15 protein-coding genes and 2 tRNA genes are annotated in these 20786 nt (G+C 67.3%); 3 read left to right on the top strand and 14 right to left on the bottom strand.

What is annotated here, in order from left to right; all coding sequences use genetic code 11:
- Position 1: 1 nt before the first annotated feature.
- From PV768_RS17535 to PV768_RS17510, 6 genes are all read right to left on the bottom strand, one after another.
- Entirely contained in the window at positions 2 to 709 is a 708-nt protein-coding gene (locus PV768_RS17535; RefSeq protein WP_421093699.1) for a hypothetical protein, read from the bottom strand.
- 8 nt (positions 710 to 717) lie between these two features.
- A complete protein-coding gene (locus tag PV768_RS17530) occupies positions 718 to 1401 on the bottom strand; it encodes a TetR/AcrR family transcriptional regulator (RefSeq protein WP_421093698.1) in 684 nt (227 codons plus the stop codon).
- Positions 1398 to 3434, bottom strand: a complete 2037-nt coding sequence (locus PV768_RS17525) for a YhgE/Pip family protein (protein WP_421093697.1) — start codon at positions 3432 to 3434, stop codon at positions 1398 to 1400. Before PV768_RS17525 ends, PV768_RS17530 begins: the two co-directional genes overlap by 4 nt.
- On the bottom strand, positions 3431 to 4096 hold the full coding sequence (locus tag PV768_RS17520; RefSeq protein ID WP_421093696.1) for an ABC transporter ATP-binding protein: 666 nt from the start codon (positions 4094 to 4096) through the stop codon (positions 3431 to 3433). The genes PV768_RS17525 and PV768_RS17520 overlap by 4 nt, the downstream gene beginning before the upstream one ends.
- Before the next feature lie 80 nt (positions 4097 to 4176).
- Positions 4177 to 5628 (bottom strand): dihydrolipoyl dehydrogenase family protein, encoded by a 1452-nt coding sequence (locus PV768_RS17515; RefSeq protein WP_421093705.1) that lies wholly within the window; start codon positions 5626 to 5628, stop codon positions 4177 to 4179.
- 82 nt (positions 5629 to 5710) lie between these two features.
- Positions 5711 to 5787: transfer RNA gene (locus PV768_RS17510), tRNA-Arg, on the bottom strand.
- Between the two features lie 277 nt (positions 5788 to 6064).
- Between PV768_RS17510 and PV768_RS17505 the strand changes: the two genes are divergently transcribed.
- Positions 6065 to 7900, top strand: coding sequence for a phosphoenolpyruvate carboxykinase (GTP) (locus PV768_RS17505; RefSeq protein ID WP_421093704.1), 1836 nt, complete (start codon positions 6065 to 6067; stop codon positions 7898 to 7900).
- 150 nt (positions 7901 to 8050) lie between these two features.
- Here PV768_RS17505 and PV768_RS17500 read toward each other — a convergent pair whose 3' ends face one another.
- From PV768_RS17500 to PV768_RS17485, 4 genes are all read right to left on the bottom strand, one after another.
- Complete coding sequence (locus PV768_RS17500) at positions 8051 to 9211, bottom strand: globin domain-containing protein (protein ID WP_421093695.1); 1161 nt, start codon at positions 9209 to 9211, stop codon at positions 8051 to 8053.
- A gap of 141 nt (positions 9212 to 9352) precedes the next feature.
- The gene (locus PV768_RS17495; RefSeq protein WP_421093694.1) at positions 9353 to 9802 is read right to left on the bottom strand and encodes an RrF2 family transcriptional regulator; all 450 of its coding nucleotides are present in this window, start codon (positions 9800 to 9802) and stop codon (positions 9353 to 9355) included.
- 15 nt (positions 9803 to 9817) lie between these two features.
- Positions 9818 to 10306 carry a hypothetical protein gene (locus PV768_RS17490; RefSeq protein ID WP_321215342.1) on the bottom strand — a complete coding sequence of 163 codons (489 nt, stop codon included), beginning with the start codon at positions 10304 to 10306 and terminating at the stop codon, positions 9818 to 9820.
- A 6-nt stretch (positions 10307 to 10312) separates the two neighbouring features.
- On the bottom strand, positions 10313 to 11731 hold the full coding sequence (locus PV768_RS17485) for a phosphomannomutase/phosphoglucomutase (RefSeq protein WP_321215343.1): 1419 nt from the start codon (positions 11729 to 11731) through the stop codon (positions 10313 to 10315).
- Positions 11732 to 11874: 143 nt separating this feature from the next.
- On the opposite strand from PV768_RS17485, the gene PV768_RS17480 reads away from it, so the two are divergent.
- Positions 11875 to 14085: a RecQ family ATP-dependent DNA helicase gene (locus PV768_RS17480; protein ID WP_421093693.1), complete on the top strand. Its 2211-nt coding sequence runs from the start codon at positions 11875 to 11877 to the stop codon at positions 14083 to 14085.
- Positions 14086 to 14194: 109 nt separating this feature from the next.
- Here PV768_RS17480 and PV768_RS17475 read toward each other — a convergent pair whose 3' ends face one another.
- From PV768_RS17475 to PV768_RS17460, 4 genes are all read right to left on the bottom strand, one after another.
- Positions 14195 to 15628, bottom strand: coding sequence for an MFS transporter (locus PV768_RS17475; protein WP_421093692.1), 1434 nt, complete (start codon positions 15626 to 15628; stop codon positions 14195 to 14197).
- A 124-nt stretch (positions 15629 to 15752) separates the two neighbouring features.
- Positions 15753 to 15840: transfer RNA gene (locus PV768_RS17470), tRNA-Ser, on the bottom strand.
- Between the two features lie 102 nt (positions 15841 to 15942).
- Positions 15943 to 16497 (bottom strand): GNAT family N-acetyltransferase, encoded by a 555-nt coding sequence (locus PV768_RS17465; RefSeq protein ID WP_321215346.1) that lies wholly within the window; start codon positions 16495 to 16497, stop codon positions 15943 to 15945.
- Positions 16467 to 18710, bottom strand: coding sequence for a prolyl oligopeptidase family serine peptidase (locus PV768_RS17460; protein WP_157239151.1), 2244 nt, complete (start codon positions 18708 to 18710; stop codon positions 16467 to 16469). The genes PV768_RS17465 and PV768_RS17460 overlap by 31 nt, the downstream gene beginning before the upstream one ends.
- Before the next feature lie 84 nt (positions 18711 to 18794).
- Between PV768_RS17460 and PV768_RS17455 the strand changes: the two genes are divergently transcribed.
- Entirely contained in the window at positions 18795 to 20735 is a 1941-nt protein-coding gene (locus tag PV768_RS17455) for an FAD/NAD(P)-binding protein (protein ID WP_370460438.1), read from the top strand.
- The last annotated feature ends 51 nt before the right edge of the window (positions 20736 to 20786 follow it).

Raw genomic sequence — 20786 nt, 5'->3', positions numbered from 1 at the left:
GTCACCGGCGCGGCGTGGTTTTGGCCCCCGTTTTCGGCGGCGTCCTGGCAGGGGAAGCGGACGACGACGGCCGGTTGGCTGCGCTTGAAGGCACCCGCGCGGGCGCGCGGAGGCCCCCTGCCTGCTGGGCCGGTTTGCGCTGGGCTGTTCCCTTGGCGGCCGGCCTGCCCGCCGCCGTCCGTCCCTTCACGGAAGCGTCCCTGCCGGCCGTGCCCCTGCTTGTTGTGTTCCTGCCGGCCGTGCCCTTTGTTGCCGTGCCCTTTCTGCCGGGGCCCCGTCCAGCCGTACTCCGTCCAGCCGTGCCTTTCCGCGACAGCGCGTGCAGCCGGCGCCCGCGGGGCCAGGCCGCACCGACGAACAGCACGAGCAGGGTAACCACGGCTGCAGTGGCAGCGCCGAAAAAGTAGTTGTCGGGGTCGTCAGTGGGCAACGGCGTTCCGACGAACGATGACTGGCCGGCGAAAGCCAGTTCCCACGTGCTGACGAAGGCGAGGGAAAAGCCGATGGTGAGGCTGGTGCCCGCGCATGCTACGAGCAGGGCAAGGCGCCGCCCCCGGTTCAGGATCTCCGTGATGCAGGCCAGGCACGCCAGCGCCAGGACACCGAGGAACGCAATGAACACCGGCTCGGCGAGCGTCATCCCGGTCAGCACCAGCAGGCCGGCCGCAACAACACCGGAAATAACCGCGAACTTTCCGCTCTTCCCCATGGGTCCAATCATCCCTGAGCTGAGGGTTGCTTCAGCACGTAGCCGCGCATGATGGCCATGATTGCTGCAACGCTTTGGTCACGCGTCCGCTCGGGGTGGTATGTCTGGCGGTCCAGTCCCACCACGAAGCAGGCCCCGAAAATGGCGGTTTCCAGGCTGCCCCGGGAAACCGACGGGTCCACCGGGTATGCCTGCGCCACCTTCTCCACTGCCCCCCCGATCACGCCGAGCAGCTCGCCGCGAAGGACGGCGAAGGTGCCCTGCCACTCGCTGGGCGTACGCCAGTTTTCGCTGACCCAGAGGCGCGCGAAGGACGGGTAGTCCGCCATGAAGTCCAGGGCCTGTCCGATCATTGCCTCCATGGCCAGCAGCGGGTCGCTTGCCCGGGAGCCGCCAGCCCCGGCTCGGCCCCCGGGCTGGCCTGCTCCCTGTTCCGGTGCTCCCAGGAGGCGGGCCTTCAGGATGTCCACCCCATGCCGCAGCAGCTGCGCGATGAGCTCCGACTTGCTGCCGAAGTTGTAGTAGACGGTTCCCTTGGAGACGCCTGCCGCAGCGGCGATCTCATCAACCGTGACGCCGGCCGCACCCCGCTCGCCGATGAGTTCCATGGACGCCTCGAAGAGTTTCTGGCGCGTAGCGGTAGTCCGGGCGGTGCGCAGGCTCTTCGCCGCTCCCGGTGGTTCCGTGCTCATACCGCAATCTCAGGTTTCAGCGTCTTCAGGGTCCAGTACTTATTCCGGCGCACCGCAACCGTGGACATGGCCGCGCCCAGGGCGGTATAGCCCACCAGGCCCAGGACCGTGGGTGCGATCATGGTCAGGTCCCCGCCATAGACCAGGTGCCGCATCCCGGCCACTACATAGCCCATGGGCAGGACCTCATGCACCACGTGGAGCGGCTGCGGAGTGGTTTGCCACGGGAAGGTCCCGCCGGAGGACACCAGCTGCAGGACCAGCAGGATGAGCACCACGAGTTTCCCCGGAGAGCCGAGCAGCGCCACAACGCCTTGGATGAGGGCACTGAACGCCATTGCTGCGGCCAGCATAAAGAACCACATCAGGACAGGGTGGGCGGGATTGAGCCCCAGGGCAAGATTCACGACCAGGGTAAGGAGGGTTGCCTGCACCGCCGAGACCGCCAGGAACGGGAGCCAGCCGCCCAGTGCGATCTTCCAGGACGCCGCATTGGACGCCAGCGCCCGCTGGGTGATGGGACGCATTGCCTGGACCAGCATGAAGATGCCGATCCACAGCGCGAGGGCGAGAAAGAACGGTGCCAGCCCGGCCCCGTAGGACTCGGCCTTGGCCTGTGAGACGTTGCTGACCGCCACAGGGTCTGCCATGACGCGGGAGATGTTGCTCTTCTGGGCGTCATCGGGGTTGGGCACCTGCCCGGCGCCTTTGCCGATTTCGTCCGCCAGCGTGCGTGACCCGCCCGCTGCCGTCCCGGCACCATTCATCAGCTGGGCCGCCCCGGCATCCACACTGCTTGCTCCGTCAGCAAGACGGCCGGCCGCGTCGAGCGCGGCCTGTTCTCCGGTGGCCAGTGCGGCAGCCCCGGTGTGCAGCTGGTCGGCGCCGGACGAAGCCTGCGACACGGCGTCCCTCAGTGCCGGCGTGCCAGCGGCGAGCTGCGCCGCGCCGGCACTGACAGACTGTGCCCCGTCCGCCAGTTGCTGGATCTGGGCGGCATCTGCCTGGATTCCCGTTTTGGCTGCAGCCATTGGGCTCGAGCCGGCTGTGGCGTCGAAGTCGGCCAGGATGCTGTCGGCCTGCTCCTGCGTAAGGACGCCTGCCGCGATAAGCCTGCTGTTTGATTCCAGCAACCGTGTCCGGAGCCCCTGGTCTGCGGCTTCCAGCTGGGCTGCAACGTTCTGCACCTTGGCGTTCAGCTGCGCGTTTCCGGCTGCCACCTGGGCTGCACCGGCGGCGAGGGTACGGGAATCGGTGGGCAGCGTGGACGTCTTGTCCTTGAGCGTGGAGAGTCCGCTGCTGAGCTGGCCTGCGCCGTCGGTCAGCTCGTTGGCGCCGTCGCGCAGCTTGGCCTGTCCGGCATAAAGCCCGCCGGCGCCGTTGCTCAGCTCGGAGGTGCCCTCATGGAGGGCGGCGGCTCCGTCGCGGAGCTGCGCCACGCCGTCCGCCACCTGGCCCGCGCCGTCTGCCGCCTTGACCATCTGTGTGTGGATGGTGCCAAAACCCGTCAGCAGCTGGTTGGCCGTTTCCTCGCCCACCTCCGTGGCAACGGTGCTGTGGACGGCAGTGGTGATTTTATCCACGATGGTGCTCAGGAGGTAGTTGTTGGCATCGTTGGTGGTGACGTTCAGCATTGCCTGGCTGGCGGAATCGAAACTGCCGGGGGACACCAGGTTGGCCGAAAAGTCCCGGGGAATTTTCAGGGCGAACGCGTATTCGCCGTTGCTGACACCCTGGTCCGCCTCTTCCGTGGTGGCTACGGGTATCCAGTGGAACACGTTGCCGTCCACCAGGCTGTCCGCCACCTTCGCCCCCGCGTCAAGCCGCGTTCCGTCGCTGGCCGGGGCTCCGGCGTCCTCAACAACAAGGGCTGCGTCGACGTGGTCGAGGTTGCCATAGGGATCCCAGTTTGCGTAAAGATAGACGGCGCCGTACAGCAGGGGGACCATGGTCAGCGCGAGGATGGTCAGCTTCGGCAGCAGCCCGCCGGTCATCCTCTTGAGTTCGGAGCGGGCCAGCCGCAGTATCGTCATTTGGCAACCTCTGTTTCGAGTTCAGCAGTTTCCGCGGCATCCCCCGTGGCGGCGTTGCCGATGGCAACGCTGGGTCCGTTCCACGACGGCGGGAGGGCGCCAACAGTGGCGACGACGGCGAGCGGCCGTCCGCCGTCGAACGCCATCCGCTGGAGCCGCGGCAGCCACTCGGAGTCACCGTGCCGGTCGGGGGAATCGACCACCAGCAGGTCCGTGCGCGGATTGGCCAGCGCAAGCGCGGTCAGGAGCTCGAGCCGCCGGCCCGGATCCAGTTGCTCGGTCCAAAGGCCGGCGATGTCCTCGAAGCTGTTCACCTTCAGCCACGGACTGCTGAGCAGGGCGCCCCGGTAGCGGCGCGGGACCAGGGCCAGGTCCTCCGTGACAAGGTCCCGGACGCTGAGGTGCTGCTCCGGCTCGTTGACGCCCGGGGAGTCCACCAGGGCGCTCGCCAGCCGGCGCGGCTTGACCCGCTCGCTGCCGTCCCAGGTGATGCGGCCTCCGGTTGCCTTCATCCTGCCGCTGAGGACCAGCGCAAGGGCCGTGCGGCGGTCCTGCCGTCCGCCGGTGGCCAGCAGGAGTTCACCGCGGTTAACGTGGAGGGAAGTGGCCGGAAGCAGGGGGTCCCTGCGCCCCCTGACCGAGAGCAGCTGAGCTGAGAGCAAGATTGGCCTTTCGCAGAATGCGTCCAGCTCCAGCCTAATTAAACTGACCGGTCAGTTCAACTAGCGGCTGGTTCGACGCCCTACAGGCCGTATTTCTCCAGGAGCCGCAGCCAAACCTCACTGATCGTGGGGTAGGAGGGGACCGCATGCCACAGCCGGTCAAGCAGGACCTCGCCCACGACGGCGACCGTTGCGGCGTGCAGGAGCTCGGCGACGTCCGGGCCGGCGAACGTGGCGCCCAGCAGTACCTTCCGGTCCTCGTCGACCACCAGCTGCGCCCACCCCTCATAGTTCTCCGAATGCAGTGAAGACCCGGCCACCTGGATGGGGAGTTCCACCGAAGAGGCGTTGTAGCCGTCCTCGCGGGCAACTTCCAGCGTGCGGCCTACGGTGGCAACCTCAGGATCGGTAAAGACGACGTTGGGTACGGCATGCTGGTTGGCGGTCTGGGAATAGCGGCTCCAGTCCGCCGGCCGCCCGGTCAGTTCGCCCTTGGCCCGGGCCGTGATGGCGTCGCCCGTCGCCCGCGCCTCGTACTTTCCCTGGTGCGTCAGCAGGTTCTTGCCCGCCGCGTCACCCACCGCATACAGCCACGGGTCGTCGCCCGGGATGCCCTCCACCAGGCCGGAACTATCCGTACTGAGGGTCAGGCGGCCGTGGCTGTCCGGCTCGATGCCGACGCTTTCCAGCCCCAGGCCCTCGAGGGCGGGGTGCCTGCCCGTGGAGACGAGGACCTTGTCAGCGATGACCGTTGACCCGCCGGCCAACTGCAAACTGAAGGTGCCGTCGTCGTTCGCAGTGATGCCCTCCGTCACGGTATTGAGCCGGATGTCCACGCCGTCCGCGCGTAGGCCCGCGGCAACCAGGCTGGCTGCCTCCTCCGGATAGTTCCCCAGCAGCCTGCTGCGCGCCACGAGCGTCACGGCGGATCCGAGGCGGGCGAACGCCTGGGCCAGCTCCGTCCCGGCAACACCCCCGCCCAGGACAGCCAGCCGCTCCGGAATTTCGCTGGCCGAGGTGGCGTCCCGGGTTCCCCAGACCTGCACGTCCTCAAGCCCTTCGATCGGGGGCATGTTCGGCATTGACCCTGTGGCCAGCACCACCGCGTGTCGCGCCTGCAGCAGGTGGGAGGTGCCGTCCAGCCCCGCAACCTGGACCGCCTTGGGAGCCGTAAGCCAGGCATGGCCCCTGATGAGGTCGATGCCGGAGTCTTTGACCCAGGCAACCTGGCTGTCATCCTGCCAGTTGGACGTGAAATGGTCCCTGCGCTTGAGCACTGCTGCAGCATCCAGGGTCCGCGTGACGGCCTCCTTGGCGCCCGGCGTCGTCTGCGCAGAGTGCAGCGCCGTTCCGGGCCGAAGCAGGGCCTTTGACGGCATGCATGCCCAGTAGGAGCACTCGCCGCCCACCAGCTCCGCCTCCACCAGCACCACGGAGAGGCCGCCCTGGACGGCGCGGTCCGCAACGTTTTCCCCCACGGCGCCTGCGCCGATCACCACAACGTCAAATTCCTGCTTCACAGGCTCGGGCATCATGGGGACAGCCTACGCCCGGGAGAATGCGGACGTGGGTTAACGCAAAAGGTCCGCACCGGCGAACCGGTGCGGACCTTGTTGGTGCGCCCAAAGGGATTCGAACCCCTGACCTTCTGTTCCGTAGACAGACGCTCTATCCAGCTGAGCTATGGGCGCATTCCGTGTTCCTGGAGAAGAACCGCTCTCCCTGAACCTCGAATTACTTTACGCGAGGGTTGGCTGGGATGCCAAATCGAGGGGCGTGTAATCTCGGCTACTAGACCGGTATAGGTGACCTTCGTCACTTTGTCGTAGAATTTCAGCTTGAAGTTCCTTGATTTCCCGCGGAATTCCATTTCTGTGGCCTCAAATCGTCAGCATACGTCCCAAAAACCCCAGTGGTCCGGACCATAGCATTTAGGACACACCGATGAACCCGAGGAAGGGAACCGAAATGGGCGATCTGGCGCAGAAGCCGCTGCTTGAGAAAGCACCCACCACACATGCCGGTCTGCTGGCGTGGGTCGAAGAGGTTGCAGAGCTAACGCAGCCGGACCGCATCTACTGGGTGGACGGGTCCGAAGAGGAAAACACCCGGCTGACCGATGAACTGGTGGCAGCCGGCACCCTGACGCGGCTGAACCAGGAACTGTTTCCGAATTCCTTCGCTGCCTTCTCCGACCCCGCAGACGTAGCCCGCGTTGAGGAGCAGACGTTCATCTGCTCGGAAAACAAGCGTGACGCCGGGTTCACCAACAACTGGATGGCTCCCGCCGAGATGAAGGAAAAGCTGCGCGGGCTGTTCGCCGGCTCCATGCGCGGCCGCACCATGTACGTCATCCCCTTCGTCATGGGCCACCTTGACGCTGAGGACCCCAAGTTCGGCGTCGAGATCACGGACAGCGCCTACGTTGTTGCCTCCATGCGGATCATGGCTAACATCGGAACCGCGGTGCTGGACAAGATCACCGAGACCAACGCGTTCTTCGTCCCTGCCCTGCACTCGCTGGGGGCCCCGCTGGAACCCGGCCAGGCCGACGTCGCATGGCCCTGCAACCCGGACAAGTGGATTGTCCACTTCCCCGAGGAACGGTCCATCTGGTCCTTCGGCTCGGGCTACGGCGGCAACGCCCTCCTGGGCAAGAAGTGCTACGCCCTCCGCATCGCCTCCGTGATGGCCCGCGACGAAGGATGGCTGGCTGAGCACATGCTCATCCTCAAGCTCACCTCGCCGGAGAAGAAGTCGTACTACCTGTCGGCGGCCTTCCCGTCGGCCTGCGGCAAGACCAACCTGGCCCTCCTGGATCCCACCATTGAAGGCTGGGAAGTCGAGACCCTCGGCGATGACATCACCTGGATGCGGATCGGCAAGGAAGGCGAACTGCGCGCCACCAACCCGGAGGCCGGCCTGTTCGGTGTCGCTCCGGGCACCGGCTGGGGCACCAACCCCAACGCCATGCGCGCCATCGCCAAGGGCCACAGCATCTTCACCAACGTGGCCCTCACGGACGACGGGGGCGTGTGGTGGGAGGGCATGACGGACGACGTTCCGGCCCATCTCACCGACTGGGAGGGCAACTCCTGGACTCCGGATTCGGACAAGCCTGCCGCCCACCCGAACTCCCGGTTCTGCACGCCCATCTCCCAGATCGACATGCTGGCCGAGGAATACTACAGCCCCGAAGGCGTGGAGCTTTCCGCCATCCTCTTCGGCGGCCGCCGCAAGACCACGGTTCCCCTGGTGACCCAGGCCCGCAGCTGGACAAACGGCATCTTCATGGGCTCCACGCTCTCCTCGGAGACCACGGCCGCCGCAGCCGGCCAGGTGGGCAGGCTCCGCCGCGACCCCATGGCCATGCTCCCGTTCATCGGCTACGACGCCGGCGACTACCTCAAGCACTGGATCAGTGTTTCCGGGAAGGCCAACCCGGAGCGGCTGCCGCACATCTTCCTGGTGAACTGGTTCCGCCGCACCGCCGACGGCGGCTTCGCCTGGCCGGGCTTCGGGGACAACGCCCGGGTCCTGAAGTGGGCCATCGAGCGTATCGAGGGTAAGGCCGCTGCCGTGGAGACGCCCATCGGCTACGTTCCCACCGGTGACTCGCTGGACCTCACGGGCCTGGACCTTACCCACGCACACGTGGAGGAGGCTGTCCGCGTGGACCGGGAGGAATGGGACGCCGAGCTGGCGTCCATCGAGGACTGGTACGCACAGTTCGGCGATTCACTCCCGGACGCGCTGCGTGCCGAGCTGGAAGCCCTGAAGGAGCGCATGGCTGATCACAGCTGACAAGCCCGCATCAAGCAGGCATAACGACGGCGGCGCCGCACCTTTTGGGAAAAAGGTGCGGCGCCGCCGTCGTTCCCCCACCGGCCCGCCATCGATTGCTCCGCACCTGTCGTTATGGAACTCCAAAACGACAGGTACGGAGCAATCGATTCAGCTGGCGAGCCAGATGTCGGGGCCGAACACTTCGTAGTGGATCCGGGTGGCCGGGATGCCGGCGTTGATGGCTTCGTTGCGGATGTTCTTCATGAACGGCAGCGGGCCGCACAGGTACAGGGACGCATCCGCCGGCAGATCCACCTCACGCAGGGACATGAAACCTTCCCTGGCTCCGTCCACGGGCTCTTCGAGCCACAGCTGAAGCTCGGCGCCGTCCAGGCGCTCGACGTCGTCCGTCATCTGGCTGCGCAGCGCCCAGCTGTCCAAGGTGCTTTCCGCGTGGAGCACCAGCACCTGCCGTTCGGACCCGGCCTCTGCCAGGGACCGAAGGATGGAAGCGGTGGGGGTGCAGCCGATGCCCGCGGACGCCAGCACCACCGGCCCGTCGCCCTCCTTGAGGGTGATCTCGCCGTAGGGGTTGGAGATCTCCAGGACGTCGCCAACCTGCACGTTGTTGTGGAGCACGGGGGAGACCTCGCCGCCGTCGTCAAGCTTGGTGGTGAAGCTTCGGCTGGTGCCGGCCTCGCCGGAGAGCGAGTACTGGCGCACCTGGCGAAGGCCTTCCGGCAGGGTCACCTTGACGCTGATGTACTGGCCGGGAAGGGCCGGGGTGACGGGGGTGTCGTCGGCCGGTTCGAGGGTCAAGGTCATGGAGCCTGCGCCGGCGGGGGTCTTGGCCGCCACCCGCCACGGCATCCACATCCGGTCATTGGCCTGGGCGGCGTAGAGGCCCTTTTCGAGCTTGATCAGGGCGTCGGCCATCAGCCAGTACACCTCGGTCCAGGCTTCCGCGATTTCCGGGGTGATGACCTCCGCCAGGTCCTCGGCGATCGCGGCGAAGAGGTGCTCGTAGACCACCTGGTACTGCGGTTCGGTGATGCCCAGGGAAGCGTGCCGGTGGGCAATGCGGGAGAGGACGGTCTCGGGAAGGGTGCCCGGGTTGTTGACCAAGTGGGTGGCGAAGGCCGCGATACTGCCTGCCAGCGCCTGCTGCTGGTTGCCGGAGCGCTGGTTGGAGCGGCTGAACAGGCCGTCCAGGAGTTCGGGGTGGGCGGCGAACAGGCGGGCGTAGAAATTGGGGGTGATAGCGCCGATCCGGGATCCGACGAGGGGCAGCGTTGCTTCAATGACGGGGCGGGATTTTTCCGAGAGCATGGGAACTCCTGAGGTAGTGACCGGGGCCTTCGTCCGGCCTTTGCGAATACCTGCATTCAAAATGCTGGTTTTCATACCCAATTTCTACATGTTGTAGAAGATGGAAGCAAATCGCCCGGTAATACGGGCCTGGCCCGGGTATCAGAGCCCCGGGCGGAGACCGATCATGCTGAAGACCGGGGCCATTTGGCCGGACACGGGGAGGTCCGCAATGTTGACGGAATCGAGTTCGTGGTAGAACGCCTCGCGTGCCCTGGACAGCGCGGAGCGGAGCCGGCATTCATTGATCAGGGGGCAGTTCCCGCCGGGAGCCACGCAGTCTGCCGCGTCGGTCCGGGTATCGAGCTGCCGCAGGACCTGCCCCACGGTGGCATTGCGGCCGGCGTGGCTAAGGCGGGAGCCGCCGGTCCGGCCGCGGACCACCTCGAGATATCCGAGGGTGCGCAGCTTCGCCATGGCTTTGCTGACGTGGTTGTAGGGCGTCCCTACGGAGTCGGCGATGTTCTGCGTGGTCAGCAGGACGCCCGGGGGAGCTGCCGCAAGCACCATGAGGGCGCGCAGGCTGACGTCGGCGAAGGCGTTGATCTTCATGGCGGCGCGGCCGGTCTAGTCCACCCAGATCGCGGGCTCGCTGGCGTCGGCCGCCAGCTCCCCAAATTCCCATGTCTGGGTACCCGCGTTCGCCGAGTAAGGCAGCACGGCAGCAAAGACAGAGCCGTCGCGGTGCTCCGCCGCCACGTGGATGGCGTCCGAGTCCTCCTCCACCAGCAGGATGTCGCAGACCACGGCGGCAGCCCGGAAGTCCTCCCGGTTCTGCCGCAGCAGGGCTGTGAGGTCGCTGATCATGGCGTCGGCATCAAAGTCGCCGTCCGAACCTTCCGCGGCATCTGCCGGCGAGACGGCCACCAGCCGCACCTCGCCGTCGTTCTGGACGGTCAGGGCGAAGGGCAGGAAGCCGCCGCTGCGGTGGAGTTGCTCCTGGGCGGCACTGACGCCCGTGCCCAGGAGGTTCTCCAGATCCGTGGCGGTGGCTTCCGGCACCGAGCCGCGCCAGGAGCCCTGTTCTTCGGAGCCCGGCTCCGGGGTCTGTGTCACGCTTGCCTACGCCCGGACAATCGACAGGACCCGGTCCCGGACCCGTTCCATGGTGGCGCGGTCGGTCGCCTCGGCGTTGAGCCGGAGGAAAGGTTCGGTGTTGGACGGACGCAGGTTGAACCAGTAGCTGCCGTCATTGGCCGTGAACGTGCTGCCGTCCAGGGTGTCGATGGTGATGTCCTCGTCCGCGAAGGCCGCGCGTACGCGCTCGACGGCGGCGGGCTTGTCGTCGACCTCGGAGTTGATCTCGCCCGAGCTGACGTACGGCTCGTACTCTCGGCCCAGTTCCGAGAGGGGGCCGTCCTGTTCGCCCAGGGCTGCCAGGACGTGCATGGCCGCCAGCATGCCCGTGTCCGCGTTCCAGAAGTCACGGAAGTAGAAGTGGGCTGAGTGCTCCCCGCCGAAGACCGCGCCTTCCTCCGCCATGACCGCCTTGATGAAGGAGTGGCCCACGCGCGTGCGGACTGCCCGGCCGCCGTCGTGCTCCACGAGCTCTGACACGGCGCGCGAAGTGAGGAGGTTGTGGATGATCGTGGGGGTTGCCTCGCCCAGGGCCTTGGCGCGGGCAATCTCGCGGCGCGCCACCATGCCGGTAATGGCCGACGGCGACACGGGCTCGCCCTTCTCGTCCACCACGAAGCAGCGGTCGGCGTCGCCGTCGAACGCCAGGCCGATGTCCGCACCGTGTTCCACCACTGCCGCCTGCAGGTCGCGGAGGTTCTCCGGTTCCAGCGGGTTCGCAGGGTGGTTGGGGAAGGAACCGTCCAGCTCGAAGTACAGGGGGACGATGTCCAGGGGCAGCTTGGGGAGCAGGGTGTCGCCCAGCACTGCAGGGGTGGTGAGGCCTGCCATGCCGTTGCCGGCGTCCACAACAACCTTCAGCGGCCGGGAACCGGACAGGTCCACGAGCTTGCGGAGGTATTCGGAATAGTCCTTGAGGACGTCGCGGACACCGATGAGGCCGCGCTTCGCCGCGGCCGGGATGGTGCCGGTGTTGAGGTACTGCTCGGCGAGGGCCTGGATGTCCTTAAGGCCGGATTCGGAAGAAATGGGAACGGCTCCGGCCTTGGACATCTTGATGCCGTTGTAGCCGGCCGGGTTGTGGCTGGCGGTGAAGGTGGCGCCGGCACGGTTCAGGTAACCGCAGGCGAAGTACAGTTCGTCCGTGGAAATCAGGTCCAGCAGCTCAACGTTGGCGCCGCGGGTGGCTGCGCCGTTGGCGAAGGCCTTGCTGAATTCCGGGGAGGACGGGCGCATGTCGCCGCCCACCAGGATGGTCTGGCCTTCGAGCTGGAGGACGTCCACGAAGGCGGCGCCCACGGCTTCGACGATTTCGGCGGTGATGGACTCGCCCACGATGCCACGGACGTCGTACGCCTTGAAGGATGCCGAAAGGTCAAAAGTCGTTGTCTGTTCGCTAGTCACGGGCTTTATCTTACGTGGGCCGCGGAAGTGGCTGTGGAGGACGGGTGGGGGCCGGCGTATGTGACGCGAAGCTGCGGTGGCGGGGTTTCCACATAGGGCGCTCCGGTGTGCCTCGTGTCGGAGGCGGCTGGGATACTGAATCAATGGTCGATAACCAGCACGCCACCAACCTCATTGAACCCGCAACCGTTCCTGAACCGGCAAATGCCGGCGTCCTTCCTTCTTCGGCAACCCACGCGCAGGCGCTCGCCGTTCTCCGTGAGCTGGTGGGCAACCCGGCGGCCGGTTTCCACGAGGGCCAGTTTGAAGCCATCGAGGCACTGGTGGATGACGGCCGTAGGGCTTTGGTGGTGCAGCGTACGGGTTGGGGAAAATCGGCAGTCTATTTCGTGGCCTCCCTGCTCCTGCGCCGCCGCGGGGCCGGACCCACGCTTATCGTGTCGCCACTCCTCGCCCTCATGCGGGACCAGGTAGCCGCGGCTGCCCGGGCAGGAGTGCGTGCCGTGGCCATCAACTCCGCGAACCAGCTGGAATGGGACACCGTCCGCGAACAGCTCGCCGCTGACCAGGTGGACGTCCTGCTCGTGTCCCCGGAACGGCTGACCAACCCCTCCTTCCGCGAAAACCAGCTTCCCGAACTTATCCGGCGCACAGGCCTGCTGGTCATCGACGAGGCACACTGCATCTCAGACTGGGGCCACGACTTCCGGCCCGACTACCGCAGGATCGCCGACCTGATAACCCAGTTGCCGGATTCGGTTCCCGTGCTGGCCACCACAGCCACCGCCAACTCCCGGGTGGTTCACGACATCGAAGAGCAGCTCGGCGCCGGCGTCCTCACCATCCGTGGTGCGCTGGGCAGGGATTCGCTGCGGCTGGGAGTCCTGTCACTTCCTGATGCCAAGCAGCGCCTGGGCTGGCTGTTGACGCATCTGGCCGACCTTCCCGGCAGCGGCATCATCTATACGCTGACGGTGTCCGCGGCGGAGGACACAGCGCGCCTCCTGGCGGAGGCCGGCCACGAGGTGCTGGCCTATACCGGGCGCACGGACCCCGCAGACAGGGAACGCGCCGAACAGCTCCTGAAGGACAATGAGGTCAAGGCGCTGGTTGCCACGTCCGCGCTAGGCATGGGTTTTGACAAGCCCGATCTCGGCTTCGTGGTCCACCTCGGAGCGCCGTCCTCGCCGGTGGCTTACTACCAGCAGGTTGGGCGTGCCGGCCGTGGGGCGGCGAACGCCGATGTCCTGCTCCTGCCGGGTGCCGGAGACCGGGACATCTGGCAGTACTTCGCCACGGCTTCCATGCCGTCGGAGGAAAAAGCCGCCGCCGTCCTCACGGCGCTCGCCGAAGCAGGCACCGCACTGTCCACAGTTGCCTTGGAAGCCAGGGTGGACCTTCGACGCACTCCGCTGGAACTGCTGTTGAAAGTCCTCTCAGTGGATGGCGCCGTGGAGCGGGTGGGCGGTGGATGGCGGTCAACTGGCCGGCCCTGGGCATACGACGCCGAGCGGTACCGGCGGATAGCTGAGGCCCGCGTGGACGAGCAGGACTCCATGGTGATCTACCAGGACACTGCCGGCTGCCGGATGGAATACATCACGTCCGTGCTTGATGACGAGACCGCCCACGCCTGTGGCAGGTGCGATAACTGCGCCGGCCGGTGGTTCCCGGCGGAGATTGCCGAGCAGGCCACCGCGGCGGCCGGCCAGACCCTCAGCAGGGCGGGCGGAGTACTGGAATCGCGGCTGCAGTGGCCCAGCGGCATGGACCGCCTTGGTGTTCCGGTGAAGGGGAAGCTCAAACCTGCAGAAGGAGTCTCCGAGGGGCGGGTCCTCGCACGGCTGACAGACCTGGGCTGGGGCGGGGCATTGCGGGAGCTGTTTGCGGCCGGCGCGGGGGACCGGCCCGTGGACCCGGGCATGCTTCAGGCATGCGTCCAGGTACTGCGCGAATGGGCCGGCGGTGACCCGCGCAACCCTGCGTGGAGCGGGGCCGGACGGCCGGCCGCCATTGTCAGCATCCCGTCGCGGGGCAAGCCTGAGCTGGTGGGGTCCCTTGCGAAGGGAATTTCGGAGATCGGACGCATCCCGTACCTGGGCGAGCTTCAGTTGGCGCACGGTGGCCCCACGGGAAACCGCGGGGGCAACAGCGCCTACCGGCTGGCGGGGGTGTGGGACCGTCTGGTGGTGGGGCCGGAACTTGAAGCCGCGCTGGGCTCGTTGCAGGGCGGCAGCGTGATGCTGGTCGATGACATCGTGGACAGCAGGTGGACGCTCACCGTGGCCGGCCGGGCTCTTCGCCAGGCCGGGGCTGGTGCTGTGCTTCCGCTGGTGCTGGCCCAGGCGGGCTGACTCTGGGCTCGCTAACCTAATCCGGCAGGGCTTGGACCCCGCAGGGCCTGGACGCGCTGCGCCTGGGCCCCGCAGGGCCTGGACGCGCTGCGCCTGGACCCCGCAGGGCCTAGACCCGCTGGCCCCCGCGCCGGCTGACTTCCGCTCCGGCATGCCGAGGCAGGAACAGGCTGTCCGCCGTGCTCGCCAGCATCAGCACCGCCATGGCGAGGAATGCGCCGCGGAAAGGTCCGGCGGAATCAGCTGGAAAGCTGTTGAGCCCGTCGAACAGCCGGATGAGCAAGGCCCCAATGGCAATGCCCGCAGCAGTGGCGAGCTGGACCAGGGTGGCAGACACAGTATTTGCCGAGGTGAGCTGCGCCGGCGCGATGTCGGCGTACTGGACCGACGCGTAGGCGGAGAACCCGATTGAGCGGAAGGCGCCGCTGCAGACCAGCAGGGCAAACGTCAGCGGCTCTGGCGTTTCTGCCGTGAGCATGGCGCAGAGGATGAACGTGGCTGCAGAGGCAAGGGAGGCGAAGACGAGCATCGCCTTGAAGCCAAAGCGCCGGATCAGCGGCGTGGTGGCCGGCTTGATGCCGATGTTGCCGATGAAGACGGCCGCCACCATGGCACCTGCGTGCAGCGGGGACCAGCCGAACCCGGCCTGGAACATCAGCGGCAACAGGAAAGGGACGGAGCTGATGGCCAGCCGGTAGGCGAACCCGCCGGTGGCCATCGCCCTGAACGTGCGGGTGCTGAACACCCCGAGGTCAAAGAGTGGATTGGGGGTCCTGCGCATCCAGAACACGGCGCAGGCTGCAGCCGTCACGCCGAAACCTGCGCTCAGGGCCGCCCAGGGGGCGGCAGGATGGGCGCTCACCAGTTCAAGGCCAGCCACCAGGGCGCCCACGCCCAGCGTGGTAAGGGACAAGCCCACCCAGTCCAGCCGCCGCCCGCCGTCGCCCGCGGCAGCAGGAACCAGCCGGAGTGCCGCAAGCAGTGCGGCCACACCCAGCGGGAGGTTGATCAGGAAGATCCAGTGCCAGGAAAGATAGGTGGTCAGGGCCCCGCCTACCAGCGGTGCGAGCACTGGCGCCAGGAGCCCGGGCCACACCAGGAACGCAGTGGCGCGCAGGAGGTCCGCCTTCGGCGTCCCGCGAAGGACCAGCAGGGTTCCCACCGGCACCATCATGGCGCCGCCGAATCCCTGCGCGGTCCGGCTGAGGGTGAGGACAACCAGGTCCTGGCTGAGCGAACAGGCCAGGGATGCTGCCGTGAAGATCGCAATGGCAAGGCAAAAGATGCGTCGGGCACCAAAGCGCTCAGCCAGCCAGCCGCTGAGCGGGATACCCATGGCAACGGTCAGCAGGTACGCCGTCATGGTGATGTTGACGTCCGCGGCGGGCACCCGGAAGTCGGCAGCGATGTTGGGGATGGCCGTGGTGAGGACTGTGCCGTCAAGGAACTCCATGAAGAAGGTGGCGGCCACCAGGAGCGCCAGGCGGGGGCTCCACGCCTGCACCGCGCCGTGCGCCTCATCCACCGTGTCGCTTGCTGCCATCCGACAATCCTGCCACCGCCGGGACGGGCAAGGCGCCGGGTGTCCGTCCCACGGACGGATACGTCCGGGGCGTTGAACCTGCCGGGGAACGCAAAAGGCCCCGGTCCAGGACCGGGGCCAAACGCGGAGACGGGGGGATTTGAACCCCCGGTGGAGTTGTGCCCCACACTTCATTAGCAGTGAAGCCCATTCGGCCGCTCTGGCACGTCTCCAATTGCTATTCCTAGCCCACCAAGGATACGCAGAACGGGGCATGCAGTGCAAAACGGATCGCCCGGGCCTCCAAAGGACTCCCCGGCTGCCCGGTGCGGGCTTCACCCCGGCGGCTGTCCGCCCCGGACCATCCTGATTTCGCGAAGGTCTTCCCACCCGGGAATCACGTCGGCGGCGCCGTCAGGTTCAAACCCGAAGTGCCGGTAGAAGCCAATGGCGCGCTGGTTGTCGGCGGCCACCCACAGGCTCGCCGCCTCATTGCCCAGCGCTGCCGCCAGGAGGCGGCGGCCCAGGCCCAGCCCCTGGTGCGACGCCAGCAGATACAGCCCCCACAGTTCCAGGTCCCCGGACGACGGCGGCGCAAACCCGTGCGACGCGGCCCCAGGCTCCCTGCGGATGCCGGCAAACCCAACTACCGTGCCGCCGTCGGACGCCACCCAGGCATGCGCGGGTTCGGCGGCTTCCAGCAGGTGGCGCCACAGCTGCAGCCGCGAACCGGTCTTCTGCGAGGCCAGGAACCCGTCGGACAGCATCCCGCGGTAGGTCTCCTGCCAGCAGAGGACGTGAACCTCGGCCAGCCGCTCCACGTCGGAGGCCGCCGCCCGCCGCACCTCGAGCGCCATCGCTACGAGGCCCCGCCCGCCAGTGCCTTCCACAGGAAGTGCTGGCTGCGGGCCTGCAGCGCCGCAGCCTGCCGGTTGTCCGACGCCCCTGCGTGGCCGCCCTCCAGCGCCTCGTGGAACCAGACGTTGGGGATGCCCATGGCCAGCATGCGGGCTGCCATCTTGCGCGCCTGGACGGGGCCAACCCGGTCGTCGGAGGTGGCCGTCCAGATAAACGTCTCCGGGTACTCAACCCCGTCCTTGAGCAGGTGGTAGGGGGAAAAGGTCTTGATGTACTCCCACTGTTCCGGGACGTCAGGGTCGCCGTATTCGGCAATCCAGGAGTGCCCGGCCGAAAGCCTGGTGTAACGGCGCATGTCCAGCAGCGGCACGCCGCATGAGACAGCTCCGAAAAGCTCCGGGTACCGGGTAAGCATGTTGCCTACCAGCAGCCCCCCGTTGGACCCGCCGACGCAGCCCAGCCGCTCCCGTGAGGTGACTCCCCGGGACAGAAGATCCCTCGCAACGGCCGCGAAGTCCTGGTACGCCTTGTGCCGATTCTCCTGCAGCGCCGCCCGGTGCCACGACGGCCCGTATTCGCCGCCGCCGCGGATGTTTGCCACGACGTAGACGCCGCCCCGGGAGTGTGGTGCCCCGCCGTCCGCGTTTGGCGCCCCGGACGTGCGCCGTTCCAGCCAGGCCCTGCCCACCGTGCCGCTGTACGCCGGCGTGCGCGAAACCTCGAATCCGCCATATCCGGAAAGCTGGGTGGGGTTCTGCCCGTCCAGGGCCAGGTCCCGGGAAGCCACCTGGAAATACGGAACCCGGGTCCCGTCGTCGGACACGGCGAAGTGCTGCTGCACTTCATAGCCGCCGTCATCGAAGAACGACGGCGACGCCTTGACCACCGCGTGCCGGCTCACCACGCCGGGGGGACCGGACGCCGCACGCTCCAAGCTGCCGCGCAGCAGCGTGGTAGGCGTGGTAAAGCCCGTGGCGACGAGCCAGAAGTCGTTGCCCGCACCGCCGTCGGCCTCGTCTTCGTCGTCCACCGCGTAGGCGTTGACGTCATGCAGCGGCGGGCAGGCATCCAGCGGCGACGACGCCCACGCGGCCTGGGCATTGTGCGTTGGCCGGGAGGGATCCAGCACCCGGATTTCGGAGGACACGTCCTTCAGGAGGTTCAGCAGCAGGAAGTCCCGGGTCCAGCTCCAGGACTGCAGGGACGTATTCGCATCCGGGGTGAACAGCACGGCCAGGTCGGCTGAACCGGCCAGGTAATCCTCGAACCGGGCAGCGAGGAGCGAGCCCGCCGGGTACGTTGACGTGCCACGCACCCAGTCCTGGAGCGGCCGGAACAGCAGCCATTCCCGATGCGCGCTGACATTCACATCGGTGGGCACATCGATCTGGACCCAGGATCCTTCACGCAGCACCAGGTTCCTGCGGTTGAAGAAATCGATGTAGTCAACGGCGAAGGTGCGCTCAAAACCGGGGGTGGAATCGTGGGCAACCACGGCCATCATGTGGTGCTCGGGGACCTCGAACAGCCGCGGCGCTCCGGCCAGGGAATCCCCGCGTTTGAGCGTGACGGCCGCCCGGGCGTAGGAGGAAGCGGTCTTCGGCAGTCCGTCCGCGGTGGAGGCCACCAGCAACGTTTCCGCGTCCAGCCAGGAAACGTTTCCCTTCGCCGTCGGCAGGTCAAAACCGCCCTGGGCGGGGTCCACGAAAGTCCTGCCCTCCACGTCGAATTCGCGGTACCGGTTGGCGTCGCCGCCGTCGGGGGAGAGGGCAAGAAGTGCATGCCGGTACGGTTCCCCGGACGCGGGGCGCAGGAAGGTGGCGCCGTGGAAAACCCACTCCTGGCCCTCGGCTGCCGCCAGCGCGTCGACATCGAGCAGCACATCCCACTCGGGGGAATCCGTGCAGTAGCTCTCCCAGGTGGTGCGCCGCCACAGGCCCTTGGGGTTCTTCGCGTCCTTCCAGAAGTTGTAGTACCAGTCACCGCGCTTCCCCACCATGGCGATCCGGTCCGTGGAGTCCAGCACCTCCAGGATGCTGCCTTCCAGTCCGGCGTAGTCCGCGTCCTCCAGGAGGTCCTCCGTGCGCGAATTCTGCTCTTTCACCCAGGCAAGCTGCTCCTCGCCGTAAATGTCTTCGAGCCAGGCGTTTTCGTCAGTGGGCTCGGGCGCGATGTCCCGCGGGCCGGTTCCGGAGGGGTTGCCGGTTCCGGAGGCGGGCGCTGGATCAGCTTCAGTGGTGGTCATGCGCCCCATCCAAACAACACCGCGGACGGCTGGCAAGTCAAGCGTTCAGCCCACACTCTGTTTCCAGCCCGTACGCTGGATGGCGTGGAAAAAACGCAGAGCATCCGGACCGCCATCATCGGCGCAGGTCCGCGGGGCACCAGCGTGCTGGAACGCCTGCTTGCCCGCCGTGCTGCGCAGATCGCTTCCGGTGCAGGAACGGTGCGTCTCCACATCGATGTCGTCGACCCCTTTCCGGCGGGCCCGGGGCACGTGTGGCAGCCGCAGCAGTCCCGGCTGTTCCTGATGAACACGCAGTCCTTCTACCCCACGCTGATCCCCGAGGACCCTGACCTGGCGCCGCCGGTCGCAGGAACCACCTTCGACCTGTGGCGGGCGCGCCAGCAGCGCAACCCCTCGCCGTCCCTGGGAGGGGAGGACCTCGCTGAACTGGCCGCCCTGGGCCCGAACGGCTTTCCCAGCCGGGCCCTCTACGGCCGCTACCTCCGCAGCACGCTGGAGGAGCTGACGTCCAAAGCGCCCGACGGCGTCACCATCGACTTCCACGAAACGTCGGCACAGTCCGTGCGCCCCGCGGGGGACGGAACGTTCGACGTCGGCCTGGCCACTGGAGACAGGCTGCGCACCGACGCCGTGGTGCTTGCCTTGGGCCACGTCCCGTCCCGCCTGAACCCCGAACAGCGCGAACTGCAGGCGTCGGCCAAGCGGTTGGGCCTCCGATACTTCCCGCCGGCTGTACCTGCGGACGTGGACTGGTCCCTGGTTCCCGCAGGGGAGCCCGTCCTGGTCCGCGGCATGGGCCTGAACTTCTTCGACACCATGGTGCAGCTGACCGAGGGCCGCGGCGGAAAATTCATCAGCAACGGAACGGCGCTCAGGTACGAGCCTTCGGGCCAGGAACCGCGGATCATTGCCGCCTCCCGCCGGGGAACGCCCTACCGGGCGAAAGCTGCCCTGGACGGCTACTACCCGGCGTCGGTCACCCTGCGCTACTTCACCGAAGCGGCGCTGGAACGGTTCCGCACCGCAGGAATCCGCCCGGCGTTCGACCACGATTTCTGGCCGCTCCTGCACCGTGACGCTTTGTGGGCGTACTACTCCACCCTGGTGCGTTCCCAGCCGAACGCGGTACCGGATCCGGCGGCCTTCCTCGCCGCACTCGATGAGGCGCTGCATCCGCACGCGCACAGTGCCGCGAACTGGGAAGACAGCGTGGAGAGTGTGCTGGCCGTGCACGTGGGGCCACGGCACCGGCTGGACCTGCCGGCGCTCGCCGCACCCCTTGCCGGACGATCCTTTGCCTCACGCACCGAACTCGATGCCGCCGTCGTCGACTACCTGCTGGACGACGCCCGCCGGTCCGCGCTTGGGGAAGATGACCCCGTGAAGATGGCCATTGGGGCGCTCCACCACGGGCGCGCCGTGCTGAAGACAGCAGTGGCCGACGGCGGCATCACCGATGAATCCTGGGTGGCGGGACTGCGTGGCTGGTTCGAGTCGTTTGTGGAAGGACTCGCCAGCGGGCCTCCGGCCCTGCGCTCCGAGCAGCTGGCGGCGCTGGCCAGGGCGGGGGTGGTGAGCTTCGTGGGTCCAGACCCCAAGTTCTCAGTGGACCGGAAGAACGCCGCCTTCACGGCGTCTTCACCTTGGGTGGCCGGAGCTCCGGTGGCTGCCCGGACCATGGTGGAGGCGCTCGCGCCCGGTAACCGGGTCTCGGCCAGTGATTCGCCGGTGCTGGAGCAGTTGCTGGCGGACGGCCTGGTCCGGCCGCGGCTGATGATGACGGTGGAGGGTGCCCCCGTGCAGTCCACCGGCCTGGATGTGGTGCCGCATCCCTACCGTCCCGTGGCAGCCAACGGCTCGGTGACCGGAGGCCTGTACGTGCTGGGACTCCAGCTCTCATCGGTCCAATGGGGCACGGCCATCGCCGCCGAGGCCATCCAGCCCGGCGGCCCAAACTACCGCAGTGGCCAGCGGACCCTTCGCGACGCGGACGAAATCGCCGGGGCAATACTCGCGCTGTAACTGCCCGGAGGTTGCTTCAAGCAGTCGGAACCCGGCGCCCGCAGGCTTTTG

This window comes from Pseudarthrobacter sp. CC4 (assembly GCF_048957775.1).
Lineage (GTDB): Bacteria > Actinomycetota > Actinomycetes > Actinomycetales > Micrococcaceae > Arthrobacter.
This window is presented reverse-complemented; position numbering and strand designations above follow the sequence as displayed.